Genomic DNA, 12002 nt, shown 5'->3' with positions numbered 1-12002 from the left:
AGATTATGGCCTAAAAAGGAAAAAGGTGAATGTCTCCATTCACCCAGTTAAAACGTCCTCATTTGGATATTTAATTTTTTCTTTCTTAGGCTTCCCAAGGGAATATACCATCGTTAATGGACCCAGCTTGCCAAAGAACATGATCGCAATAATAACCAATTTCCCTATCGGTGTTAATGTATAGGTTAAACCTAGTGTTAAGCCAACTGTCCCAAATGCCGATACGACTTCAAAAAAGATTGATAATAGAGGGGCGTTTTCTGTTAAGCTCAAAATAAAAATTCCTAACACGACAAAGAGTAACGAAATCACGGTAATTGCTAATGCCTTTACGATTAATTGTTCTTTTATCGTCCTTCTAAGAACCACGATATTTTCGCGCCCCTTTAAAAATGAGATGACACTAAATATGATCAGGATAAAGGTGGTCAACTTGATTCCCCCACCGGTTGAACCACTTCCCGCACCAATAAACATCAGAATGATAATAAGTAAAATCGTCGGTTCTTTTAATGCCGCTAAATCAAGGGTATTAAAACCCGCTGTTCTAGGGGCAACTGCTTGGAAATAAGAAGCCCACAGCTTTTCTATAAACGAAAGAGAACCTAAAGTTTGGGGATTACCATATTCTATGGCGAAGATCACTAACATCGCAAACACATTAATGCATAGTGAACCCCAAATCATCAGTTTGGTATGAAGTGACAGTCGTTTGTAGCTATTTTTGCTTTTAATATCTAATAAAACAGTAAATCCAATCCCACCAATTATAAACAGAAGTGAAATAATAATGTTTACGATGGGATCACCTACATAACTCATTAAGTTATTAGGCCATAGTCCAAAACCAGCATTATTAAATGCAGAAACGGAATGAAAAAGGCTGTAATATAAACCATCACCCCACCCATACTCTGGAACCCATCTAATGGCTAAGAAAAGCATGGCAATGATCTCAATTGAAAACGAAAAGATAAATAAATATTTAACTAGATTAATAACCCCACCAAGGGACGTTTGATTTAATGCATGCTGGACGAGTATTCGTTCTTTCATCCCAATCTTTCTTCCTAATACGATAAAAATGAGGACCGCAAATGACATAATCCCTAAGCCGCCAATTTGTATAAGGCATAAGATGATCACCTCACCGAATGTGGTATAGACGGTACCTGTATCAAATACCACTAACCCCGTTACTGTCATCGCTGACGTTGCAGTAAATAGTGCATCAATCCAGGTAATGGATTCATTCGTTGAAATTGGAAGCATTAACAGCACTGTGCCTAGTAATATAAACACCGTAAATACAAGCACAAGTAGCTGAGAGGGATTTAACTTAATATATTTAATTTTCATCACAAGGACCTCACCATACGTTCAAATAGTATTATGTCAAGAATCATACTCCCGCTTTATCCACTTGTAAAGAAAAAAATATCATAAGACAACTTAGTCGATATGTATGCTAATAGTAATCAACGGAAGAGGTGCATAAAGATGAAACAAATAGACTGGCAACTTGTTTATTTCGTAGGAGGATCACTGCTAAAAGACCTTTGGTTATATGTTGGTTTTCCAAAAGTCTATTACTGGGAGTTAAATCAAGCTCCATCAATCCAAGATGAAGATGATAGAAAGTCTGCCTAACAGAGAGCTATTTTTTCGCCTTTATATACACGGTTGTTTTATACGAAAATGAGTTCATCCATGATTAATTTCAATTTCTCATGGATGTCTATGAAAAAAATGGACAAAACCCCCTTCTATTCACATACATATAAACTAAGTGAAATTTTAAGGAGGGGTATGAATGAGATTTGTTATTATAAAAAGAAACTGGATTATTTATGCAGCCTTGGGGTTGGTATTAGTCATGTGCAGTCTACTGTTTTTTAGACCAAGTGCTTTGCCAGTTGACGGAGAGACTGATTTAGAGCATAACGTATATACCTTTCATATGGTAACTGGAGAATTTTCTTCAAAAACAGACGATGGAAAAGAAATAGAATCCTATCGCTTCGATCCTGGAACGATTGTTGTTCCTAAAAATGAAGAAATAACTCTCAGTATTTTCGGAGTAAATGGAAAAGAACATCCTTTTTTCATTGAAGGTACGAATGCAAAAGGAGTCGTTAAAAAAGGGGAAGAAACGGTTCTCCGGTTAACATTTTCTAAAGAAGGTACATACCGGTTAATTTGTACAGCTCATGCTGATATAGACCATAACGGACCAATGATTGCTTATATTGTCGTGGATTAACGAGTTCATCTCATAAACCAAGCAAAAAAGCTTGAGGACAACATTCTCAAGCTTCCTAATCCCTAACAATTAAGTTCGGATAGAGCCTTAATACATTCTTCTCTTATTTCCCACAACTTTTCTACGCTTAATTTATGTACAAGGTCCTTATTTTTTAGCCATGTCGGTATATAGCTTCGGTGAAAGCGAACCTTGTCATCGCCTATCTGTGACGGAATGATTTCTAGTTCAGTCAAAAATTCTTGAATCGGTTCACCTTTTACAGATAATCTTGTAAAGTCAAACCGACCTTCCTGATACTTTAAGTAGCAATGGGCTTCAGGAATGGAGTTCAACCCATACTGTTGTAAAACACCCCCTACACCTGGAGTATTTTCCTCATTCATATCATAAATGCCTGTGTATAGTTTAATGTCTCTTACATCTTGTTCCATACATAATTGGGCAAGCAAGGCATGCTTCGTACTACAGGTCCCTTTATTCTCGCTTAGAACTAACATACATTCTGTCCGATTATTATTCCTACCGTAGGGAAGTTCTCCTATGTATTTTAAGGCTTGGTGAAACGTATTAATCCCTCTTTCTAAAAACGCATTGGAAACCACTCCAGTATGACTAATAACGAAATTGGGTAGTAACTTTTCACTCATTAATTCTCCTCCATGGTTCATCCTTTTACCTTTATAATTCTATATATTACATTAACAGTCCTTTTAACTTTACAATATTATATGGAACCACGCTTCAGGTGTAATGTGTGGTACCTTACAAATTAATACTGTTCCAATTTTCAATACTTCAACCCCAACTTGTTTCCAATGGTTCAATTTTTCTAAAATTAAACCATTGTTATTGAATAATAGCCCCCGTCACTTTAAGTACATAAAATTCACATCTATATAAAATAAAAAAATCCAGCCAATGTTAAGACTGAATTCTTTTTTCTAGGCTATTAATTTTAGTGTCGTGTTTACCTGTCTTTTCACTTAAAAACTCAACGTCATACATAACTCCGTCAACCTTCTTAGATATTACGTTTAAAGTTCCTTGAACATCTTCTTGTTGACTTCTTTCAATACTATCAAGCCTATTTAGTACTTCTTTAAATTGTAGGTCAACTTTATCAAACCGCTCTAAGATGATTTTTAACAATTGTTCATTATCCATATAATCACCTCTTTAAACATATAAAACTATTATACCATAGAAGAAATGCTTATTTATATAAACTTATATTCGACTGCTAATTAAAGAAATGCCCCCTTTACTTCAATAAGAATTTCACCAAAGATGTCCTAATTGGTTTTAGACATACCAAGCATTTTCATTAAAATCATTCCATTCTAAAGTAAAACCGATTGCTTTAATTTGAATACTACAAAATTGATGTGTTCTCCAATCAGTACCAAACATTTTAAAAATGATATAACTTTCTAATGGTTTATGGTTGAACTGCAAGAATTCCATTTCTTCTAAGTCAGTTATTTGAACTTGCTTTTCCGTCCCATCTTCAAAGTGAATAATCCCATTACTATCAATTACTTCATTGAAAGTAAGCCTGCATCTATCTGTTGATTTTGCTACACCATATGGATTAAGAGGATGTTCTGGGGAAACATACACAAATTCAAAATCAATAATGACTGTGCCTTTTTCAACTATTGTCTTCTCAACTATGCAGTCGTGAAAATCCAAGTAGTCAAAAAAATCATTTGTGGTTTTATATTTCCAATTATGCATATGATTCAACACCTACAAATTATAGTTTAAGTCCTTCTTTCATTAAACTTCTCCGTTCAATATGAAAGATTCGCCTAGCATGGGAGTTCATCCTTTAACTTAACTATTTGATTTTTACTATTATCTTCCCTTTAGCCCTTCCAGACTCTGCATATTCCATAGCTTCTTGAGTATTTTCAAAAAGAAAAACTCTATCAATTATGGGTTTGATATTTCCTGCCTCAATATATTTTGCGATTAAACTCTATTTTTAATTTAACATAAAATTACAATTTACTGATGGCCGTTTAAATTCACTATAGCAAATGACATAGTAATTATCACGCTGACAACAGCTATTTTAATAAGCTATTTAAGGTGCGATTTAGCATGAGATTCCAAGTGTTTATACTCAATAACCATTGATATAAAGGGAAAAACAACAGACCAAATCATATGCGATTTGGTCTGCTAATTAGTATGCTATTTCGTATGCTTCTCTACAGGATCATTTTAGTTGGCTACCAAGTTCTCATACAACTAGCTTATGTCTCCGACTCAACTAAATGGTCTTTTACCCAATTAAGTAGTAGATCGTTCTTCTTTTTACCTATAAGGGTTAAACGATGAAGCGGTCGAGTCATGGCTACATATAAAAGTTTTATATCAACATCTGTTAAGGAATAGGAATCCTCCCTGCTAACAATAAAAACACTATCAAACTCTAAGCCTTTTGCAATATAGGAAGGTATGATGACTACCTCACTGCTTGCCATTGAATCCATATCCACTAATAAACTAGTTTCTTGTTTGGTTTGTTGTTTAAAAGCAATATGAAGGGCTCTTGCGTCTCGTTCAGTTTTCGTGATAATTGCAAAGGTTTTACATTTTTCTTCTTTATGATTTTGAATCCTGTTTAAAATAGACTGAATCACGTCGTCCATTTCTTCTGTTTGTATGAATACCGGCTTTTCACCATGCCTTACTACAGGCTCTACCTTAGGTATATCTTCTTCCATTAAATCAAGAACTTCGTTTGCTGCCTGCATGATCTCTACTGTTGTTCGGTAGCTTTTTTGCATCGTAACATAATTCGCACGTGGGAAGACTTTATTTACTAGTACTTGCCAGTCAGTCATTCCACGATAGGCATGGATTCCTTGTGCAAGATCCCCAACAATTGTAAACATATCTGTCCCTAGCAACGATTTTAATGCAGAAAACTGGAAGTAGCTATAGTCTTGCGCTTCATCAATAACTACATTTTTAGCCTTTAACTCAGGAGTAACCCCGAATAAATAATGCTGTAAATATAAAAGAGAGGCTAAATCTTCAATTTCATAACTATTCTTCTTAAAAAGTGCTTCCTGATAAGTAAGAAATTCATGTACCTTTTTTTTGGATAAGATTCCGTCAGCTAATCTTGTAAATCTATCACGTTCAAAGAAATCTTGATAGTAAGCTAGTAAAGTCTGTTTAGGATACTGTTTCATATAGGTGGTAACAGAGGACTTAATTGCCTTCGTTAACTCACCTAGACGTTGATCCTTTTCATCCATACAAGCCGAAACCTTCACTCTTCTTTGTAGAGGTTCCTTAATAGATAAGGCAACATCAAGTCTATGCTCATAGATTACTTGAACCTTATGAAGCATTTGCTTCTTCTTTCGCCTTACATCACCTTGGAGCACTTTTTTAATTCGCTCAACCCTCCGATAATAAGGAAGGTAGTCATACTCATTCAAGAAAAGATGCTTAAGCTTTTTCGCTGTCATCAATCTGAACTTTTCAACCGCAAAATCTTCTTCAGGGAAAAAAGTTGCCCGAACTTCCTTCATATACCGGTCAATCATTTTTTGGTATTCAAATGACCCTTTAAAAGCCGAAATCCATTTAATCGTTTCAACCGTTTCTTGATCGTCTTGAACCATTGCCACAAGCTTTTTCTCTTGTGGAATCACCTTTATTTTTTTACCAATACATTGTTGAACATAGTCAATATAAGTAGTCTGACGAATTCGATCTACACCTAGTTCAGGAAGAACATCAGAAATATAATCAATAAACAACCGGTTAGGTGCAATCACCATCATATTCTCTGGATCGAACTCTTGACCTAATGTGTAAATAAAATAAGAAATTCTATGTAATGCAATCGTGGTCTTCCCACTACCAGCCGCACCTTGAACAATAATGGGCCGATTTAAATCCGCGCGAATAATTTCATTTTGCTCCGCCTGAATCGTTGAGACAATCTCGCTTAAACGATTATCCGAGCTTTTTGCTAATGAGTCTTGAAGAAGCTCATCATTCGTGGTCAAATCCACATCCCGGTAACTCTGAAGAGAGCCTTCTTCTATCTCGTACTGCCTTTTTAAAGACAGATATCCCTCATAGGTCTCACCTTCAGCCATATATTCCACTTCACCAAGTCTACCATCATAGTACACATTCGCAATTGGGGATCTCCAGTCTACGATGATGGGCTGTTGGGTTTCCCGGTCAAACACTGAGGCCTTACCGATATATAAAATTTCGTCCTGATGTCGATCATGATGTCTAAAGTTAATTCTAGCAAAATAAGGTTTAGGTCGAATCTTTTTAAGGTTTCTTACCTCTTCTGCAGACCGCTCCATAAACTGAGCATTCGTTAAAATACTGGAATAGCTTAAACTACTATCCAGCCAATTTAAATCCTGAAATGCTTCAGCCATTTTCTCACGGTAATTCTCCTTCGAGGTTTCCGTTGCAATAATAATTGATTCGATATAATTTCTCGTAAACTGTAGTCGCTTTAGTTCATCTTGGTAATCCGGATGTTCTGGTAAAGACATCAACAATCTCCTTTCAGGACAAGAAGGTTTAACGTGATATCACGTTAAACCTCCATAGGATTATATAATTTAACTTCTGGATTCTTTTCCTCAAACCATCTTAATGCAAAATCATTTTCAAATAGAAAGGCTTTTTTATCATAACGATCTCTAACTAGTAAGCTTCTAGAACTTGATAAATTCTCGGATACTTCTCCGTCAATCCATCTCGCAATTTTTGAGCCCATTGGCTGAATCGAGATATCAACGTTATATTCACCTTTCATTCGGTGCTCAAATACTTCAAATTGAAGCTGACCAACCGCTCCTAGTATATATTCCTCGAGCTGCACAGAACGGAAGAGCTGAATGGCACCTTCTTGTACAAGCTGAGTGAGCCCTTTTTGAAATTGCTTTTGCTTCATAACATTTTTAGCTGTAACTTTAATATATAGCTCAGGTGTAAACTGTGGAAGTCGATCGTATTGGAATAAGTCTTTTCCATCCACTAACGTATCTCCAATTTGGTACGTACCTGGATCATATAAGCCAATGATATCGCCAGCAACAGCCTCATCAACCGTATGTCGATCATCAGCCATAAACTGAGTAGACTGAGATAATTTAACCTGCTTTCCTGTACGAGAAATGGTTACATTCATTCCTCTTTCGAATTTACCAGAGCAAATACGTAAAAAGGCGATACGATCTCGGTGAGCAGGATTCATGTTAGCCTGTATCTTGAAAATAAAGCCTGAAAACGGAGCTTCTGTAGGGTCTACATCGCCCTCTGTTGAATGTCGTGGCTGCGGTGATGGCGCTAGTTCAACATACGTATCAAGGAATGTTTGAACACCGAAATTGGTTAGTCCACTTCCAAAAAATACAGGAGTTAATTCTCCATTTTTAATTCTATCTTTAGAGAATTCATTTCCTGCTTCACTTAACAGTTCAATTTCCTCTAAGCATTTTTGATATAGATCATTTTGAACAATAGGGGCAGATTCAGATGCTCTTCCATCTTCATCAAGAGGGATGTAGCGATCCTTTTCCTCCACACGAACCTGTTCAATTCGGTTATAAAAGCGATCATATACTCCTAGGAACTCTTTACCCATTCCAATCGGCCAATTCATCGGGTAAGATTCAATCCCTAGCACTTCTTCAAGCTCAGCTAATAATTCAAGAGGATCTTTCCCTATACGATCCATCTTGTTCATAAAAGTAAAAATCGGAATTCCGCGCTTTCGACATACCTGGAATAGTTTAATCGTTTGATCTTCAATTCCTTTTGTAGAATCAATTACCATGACCGCACTATCAACCGCAGTAAGCGTTCGATACGTATCCTCACTAAAATCCTGATGCCCTGGTGTGTCGAGTATATTAATGTTTCGATCTTTATAGTTAAATTGCATCACACTTGATGTTACGGAAATTCCACGTTGCTTTTCAATTTCCATCCAATCTGATGTAGCAAATTTCCCAGACTTCTTTCCTTTTACCGTACCAGCATCACGAATTACACCACCGTATAAAAGCAATTGCTCAGTCAATGTTGTTTTCCCAGCATCTGGGTGGGAGATAATCGCAAAGGTCCTTCGTGACAATATTTTATCTTTAGTAGATTCTGTTTTCATGCCGTCCCTCTTTTTACAGAATATTTCAAATCAGAATGATAATTTTACCGAAAAATGCAACAAAAGTCAATAAATTAGCCCATTTGCACATAAAAACTACCGATTTCTTCGGTAGCTTTGTCGTTATTTTGGTTGAATGGCTAGATCAATATGAGCTAAGTGATGATTACCATGCCAAACATAGAGAAATAAGGCTGTAGATAACGGAACTTGACCAAGTTCCGGGTGGATAAATACCCTGCTATAGTCATCATGCTTTAAAGATTGCAAAAGGGTGGTCCATCTCTCATGTACCCCTTCAATAATTCGAAGAGACGAGTGAATAGCGATATGACTATCAGGGAGTAGTGCCCATTGAACTTCATCATAGGGTTTTATAGTTGGTGCATCTTCTGTTAAAGCAAGTTTAAACCTGATTAAGCTATTCATATGACTATCCGCAATATGATGAACAAGCTGACGAATTGACCATCCTTCTTCTCGATAAGTGAGGTCAAGCTGTTCATCTGTAAGATTTACTACCTTTTCATTTAGTACGATAGGAAGCTGTTTAATTGACTCAATTCCTGTTGATATCACTTGCTCATTAATGTCACTTGGAACCTGAAACCTTCCAATTGGGTATTTTAATTGTTCCACACCTAATGCCCCCTTACTAGATATTACTTTACAATATTCTATCTAGGAGGGGAAAAACCCTTTATATATGAGTTTGTTTTTACGACTATGCTACTTTTAACATAATTTCAAACTTAATATGTAGTCCGTTGATTTACTAAGCTATTAAAAGTAATATTTTGTATAGAGACAGAAAAATTTTAATTCAGTTATACCTTAATATGTTGGATTAGCCAAGTTAATAAAAACCCCTGTTTTGTTAGCACTAATAAGAATACAAGGACAAACAAAAAAAGCTAACGCACACGTCGTTAGCCCTTTATCAATGCTATTTTACATCCTCAAAATAATCCTTATAAAATCCACCAACTGTACCTGTGTTATCTACAAGAAAATAAAACTCTTCCGTTTCATTTTTAACTTCATACACTTTTCCAGCAGTTAGTACATTTTTAACCATATATTTCTCTGCGTCTGTATGTACACATTTTACTTGTTTAACCGTTTGTCTTTCTTTCCAATTTAGATGAATCATAAGTAGCCTCCTGAAAAAATCGTTTCATTTATCATACACAAAAATGACGTATTTTCAAAGTAGATTTATCTAAACCAGCCCCTCCTTTTAAACCAGAGATACATACTAAACCCAATGATTGCCATAGTCCCGAGGACCATAAAGTACCCAGCATCCCATCTTAATTCAGGCATATTTTCAAAATTCATTCCATAAATACCTGCGATAAAGGTCAAAGGCATGAAGATGGTTGTAATAACCGTTAACGTTTGCATAATCTGATTTTGATGATGGGCCGTTACAGATAAATAGCTATCACGTAGATCATTAGTCATTTCTCGATTAGAATCAACCATTTCGGAAAGCTTTAGTAAATGATCATAGATATCAGAAAAATATTCCTTACGTTCTGTGATCCGATCTAAATGTTGTGAATTTAACACTCGGTATAATAAGTCCCTCATTGGATTAATCGTATGCCGAACTGAAATCAGTTTACTCTTTATTTCAAACAACAAATCTAATTGCTTCTCGTTCTTATCCTGTCGTTTCTTCTCCCCTAACACATCTAATGAATCTTCAAGCTGATAAAGTATCGGAAAGTAATTATCCACCACCTTATCAAGTAACTGATGGAAGATATAATAATGATCCCAATCACTTATGTTACTAGTTGCAATGAGGCGATTCCAAACCTGATTGACTTCTTGAAGATCACTATAATGAAAGGAAACAATATAATTCTCACCTATAAAAATACTTAACTCATCTTTTCTTAAATCTTCCTTTAATGCATGAACGATAAAAAAACTATGGTCATGGAAATAATCAAGCTTTGGTCTTTGAATGGTATGATTAATACAGTCCTCTATTGCTAAAGGATGAAATGCAAACACATTGGATAATATCTTAATTTCTTCATCAGTGGGGTCAGTCAGATCCAGCCACATCCATTGATTATTAGATAAATCGAATTCTACTACATTCTTCGTTATTTTCTTTTCCCCATGTTGGTTAACTATAAATGTTTGAAGCATATGTAACTCCTTTTAATAATCCAGTTTGTTAAAACATTAACAGGACAACTGGTTGCATGTCAAAAGGATTGGTTTTATTAAGATTGTATATGATGAACCTTTTCTTAGAAGTTCAGTCTTGGAGAGATGTTTGATGCTTCAATAACGGGGATATCTATATTTTAAGTTGAAACTTTTCTAGATAGGTAACGTACTAATAATAGATGATTCTTAGGAAGAGTAGACAGAGGGAGTCTTATTGTAAGTGGTTAGGACTCAACATCCTATTAAAGTAATGTACGAAAGGGAGAATTCTAATGATGTTACTTGGCATATTCCTACTAGCTTTTGGTTTATTCATGATCATTAAGCCTTCCATCTTCTGGATGATTACAGAGAAATGGAAAACAAATGATGGTGACGACCCTTCAGGATTATATATTTGGTCAACACGTTTTGGCGGAATTATGTTTTCCCTTGTAGGGATCAGTGTTATTATTACTAGCTTTTGGTTATAAAGTGCATAATAAAACAGAGAAGTTCCTACATGAATTGAAAAGAAAGAGCATCGATCGCTTAATCACTCAATGCTCCATTTTCATAGACACTCATTCCTAAAAACTATTTAATTTTTTTAACTGAAATGGCCTGGGTAGCTTTACTTATCTTTAGCTCATTCATCTCAGGTCCGTTTAATAATCCTAGCTGGATGGCAGCCTCAATTTTTTTCTCATCAGGCTTTTTCACATGCTGGATACAATCTTTTAAATTTACTTTCTCTAAATAATCAACTGTTCTTTCGTCATCAAAGCTTTCTGAGACACGTATTTGGCGTTGAACAAAATAATCCCCAATCGTTACTTCTGCTTTCGCATTTACACCTGACTTCTCATCAAAAAAAGCATGGAACACCTGTTTTATCTTGTCCATTTCTTCTTTTGCATCTTTTGTTAAATTATTTAAAAACACATATCTTTCTAAAAGCTTTTCAGTTATACGATCTTCCTGTATTTGATTTGTCATCGTTTATTCCCTCCTCCACTACCTGCTACATCATATGACGGAGAAGTTAAATTCATTCTGTATACTTTCTCATATAAAAAAATCCTCCTAGAACTTTATCTAGAAGGAACAATTATTATTCACGACTTTTCGTCTTTAGTGTGGTTTTGTTTTCTCAACGCTCTTATTTGTATCCTTTGTCAGTTCCTGTGAGAACTCAGTAATACCTTTTGCACTTTGTAAACCTGATTTTGTTTTTCGGTTACGTTTTGTCATGAAAATCCCCCCTTATTTTTTTAAGGCTGCTTTCATATCAATTGTTGTTTCTAATCTCTCTAGAAGCCAAATCTAAAGTGGACTAAAAGCAGCATTTTTATAAAAGAGCTTTTATTTAAGTTAGTATCCGCTTTAAAAAGA

At 35.4% G+C, this 12002-nt stretch carries 13 protein-coding genes and 1 pseudogene; 3 read left to right on the top strand and 11 right to left on the bottom strand.

All coding sequences use genetic code 11. The annotated features are described in order from the left end of the window. Window positions 1-39: 39 nt before the first annotated feature. Window positions 40-1359 (bottom strand): TrkH family potassium uptake protein, encoded by a 1320-nt coding sequence (locus M1D60_RS10710; RefSeq protein ID WP_456279142.1) that lies wholly within the window; start codon window positions 1357-1359, stop codon window positions 40-42. Between the two features lie 141 nt (window positions 1360-1500). On the opposite strand from M1D60_RS10710, the gene M1D60_RS10705 reads away from it, so the two are divergent. Together M1D60_RS10705 and M1D60_RS10700 are read left to right on the top strand one after the other, a co-directional pair. Further along, entirely contained in the window at window positions 1501-1650 is a 150-nt protein-coding gene (locus M1D60_RS10705) for a hypothetical protein (RefSeq protein WP_456279141.1), read from the top strand. Between the two features lie 163 nt (window positions 1651-1813). Continuing rightward, window positions 1814-2263 (top strand): cupredoxin domain-containing protein, encoded by a 450-nt coding sequence (locus M1D60_RS10700; RefSeq protein WP_456279140.1) that lies wholly within the window; start codon window positions 1814-1816, stop codon window positions 2261-2263. Window positions 2264-2325: 62 nt separating this feature from the next. On the opposite strand, the gene M1D60_RS10695 is transcribed toward M1D60_RS10700, so the two are convergent. From M1D60_RS10695 to corA, 9 genes and pseudogenes are all read right to left on the bottom strand, one after another. After that, the gene (locus tag M1D60_RS10695) at window positions 2326-2913 is read right to left on the bottom strand and encodes a hypothetical protein (protein WP_456279139.1); all 588 of its coding nucleotides are present in this window, start codon (window positions 2911-2913) and stop codon (window positions 2326-2328) included. 274 nt (window positions 2914-3187) lie between these two features. Next, entirely contained in the window at window positions 3188-3430 is a 243-nt protein-coding gene (locus M1D60_RS10690; protein WP_456279138.1) for a hypothetical protein, read from the bottom strand. A gap of 138 nt (window positions 3431-3568) precedes the next feature. Beyond that, window positions 3569-4003 (bottom strand): hypothetical protein, encoded by a 435-nt coding sequence (locus M1D60_RS10685; RefSeq protein ID WP_456279137.1) that lies wholly within the window; start codon window positions 4001-4003, stop codon window positions 3569-3571. Window positions 4004-4106: 103 nt separating this feature from the next. After that, a pseudogene (locus M1D60_RS10680) lies at window positions 4107-4241 on the bottom strand (zinc-binding dehydrogenase); the annotation flags it as partial. A 286-nt stretch (window positions 4242-4527) separates the two neighbouring features. After that, window positions 4528-6816, bottom strand: a complete 2289-nt coding sequence (gene helD / locus M1D60_RS10675) for an RNA polymerase recycling motor HelD (RefSeq protein ID WP_456279136.1) — start codon at window positions 6814-6816, stop codon at window positions 4528-4530. A gap of 44 nt (window positions 6817-6860) precedes the next feature. Further along, on the bottom strand, window positions 6861-8435 hold the full coding sequence (locus M1D60_RS10670; RefSeq protein ID WP_456279135.1) for a peptide chain release factor 3: 1575 nt from the start codon (window positions 8433-8435) through the stop codon (window positions 6861-6863). A gap of 123 nt (window positions 8436-8558) precedes the next feature. Next, window positions 8559-9074, bottom strand: coding sequence for a YfiT family bacillithiol transferase (locus M1D60_RS10665; protein WP_456279134.1), 516 nt, complete (start codon window positions 9072-9074; stop codon window positions 8559-8561). A 307-nt stretch (window positions 9075-9381) separates the two neighbouring features. Further along, window positions 9382-9588, bottom strand: coding sequence for a DUF6501 family protein (locus tag M1D60_RS10660; protein ID WP_456279133.1), 207 nt, complete (start codon window positions 9586-9588; stop codon window positions 9382-9384). A 65-nt stretch (window positions 9589-9653) separates the two neighbouring features. Next, entirely contained in the window at window positions 9654-10604 is a 951-nt protein-coding gene (corA, locus tag M1D60_RS10655; protein WP_456279132.1) for a magnesium/cobalt transporter CorA, read from the bottom strand. 296 nt (window positions 10605-10900) lie between these two features. Between corA and M1D60_RS10650 the strand changes: the two genes are divergently transcribed. Next, a complete protein-coding gene (locus tag M1D60_RS10650; RefSeq protein WP_456279131.1) occupies window positions 10901-11101 on the top strand; it encodes a DUF6199 family natural product biosynthesis protein in 201 nt (66 codons plus the stop codon). A gap of 103 nt (window positions 11102-11204) precedes the next feature. Here the strand turns inward: M1D60_RS10650 and M1D60_RS10645 are convergent, their stop codons facing one another. Then, a complete protein-coding gene (locus tag M1D60_RS10645) occupies window positions 11205-11606 on the bottom strand; it encodes a hypothetical protein (RefSeq protein WP_456279130.1) in 402 nt (133 codons plus the stop codon). Window positions 11607-12002 lie beyond the last annotated feature (396 nt).

The sequence above is a fragment of the Bacillus sp. AK128 genome, from assembly GCF_053903075.1.
This window is presented reverse-complemented; position numbering and strand designations above follow the sequence as displayed.

What these genes read in the sequence shown, in the direction of transcription:
- helD (WP_456279136.1), bottom strand. Translation starts at nt 6,816, where the DNA reads ATGTCTTTACCAGAACATCCGGATTACCAAGATGAACTAAAGCGACTA.
- M1D60_RS10650 (WP_456279131.1), top strand. Translation starts at nt 10,901, where the DNA reads ATGATGTTACTTGGCATATTCCTACTAGCTTTTGGTTTATTCATGATC.
- M1D60_RS10670 (WP_456279135.1), bottom strand. Translation starts at nt 8,435, where the DNA reads ATGAAAACAGAATCTACTAAAGATAAAATATTGTCACGAAGGACCTTT.
- M1D60_RS10700 (WP_456279140.1), top strand. Translation starts at nt 1,814, where the DNA reads ATGAGATTTGTTATTATAAAAAGAAACTGGATTATTTATGCAGCCTTG.
- M1D60_RS10695 (WP_456279139.1), bottom strand. Translation starts at nt 2,913, where the DNA reads ATGAGTGAAAAGTTACTACCCAATTTCGTTATTAGTCATACTGGAGTG.
- M1D60_RS10685 (WP_456279137.1), bottom strand. Translation starts at nt 4,003, where the DNA reads ATGCATAATTGGAAATATAAAACCACAAATGATTTTTTTGACTACTTG.
- M1D60_RS10645 (WP_456279130.1), bottom strand. Translation starts at nt 11,606, where the DNA reads ATGACAAATCAAATACAGGAAGATCGTATAACTGAAAAGCTTTTAGAA.
- M1D60_RS10710 (WP_456279142.1), bottom strand. Translation starts at nt 1,359, where the DNA reads ATGAAAATTAAATATATTAAGTTAAATCCCTCTCAGCTACTTGTGCTT.
- M1D60_RS10705 (WP_456279141.1), top strand. Translation starts at nt 1,501, where the DNA reads ATGAAACAAATAGACTGGCAACTTGTTTATTTCGTAGGAGGATCACTG.
- corA (WP_456279132.1), bottom strand. Translation starts at nt 10,604, where the DNA reads ATGCTTCAAACATTTATAGTTAACCAACATGGGGAAAAGAAAATAACG.
- M1D60_RS10690 (WP_456279138.1), bottom strand. Translation starts at nt 3,430, where the DNA reads ATGGATAATGAACAATTGTTAAAAATCATCTTAGAGCGGTTTGATAAA.
- M1D60_RS10660 (WP_456279133.1), bottom strand. Translation starts at nt 9,588, where the DNA reads ATGATTCATCTAAATTGGAAAGAAAGACAAACGGTTAAACAAGTAAAA.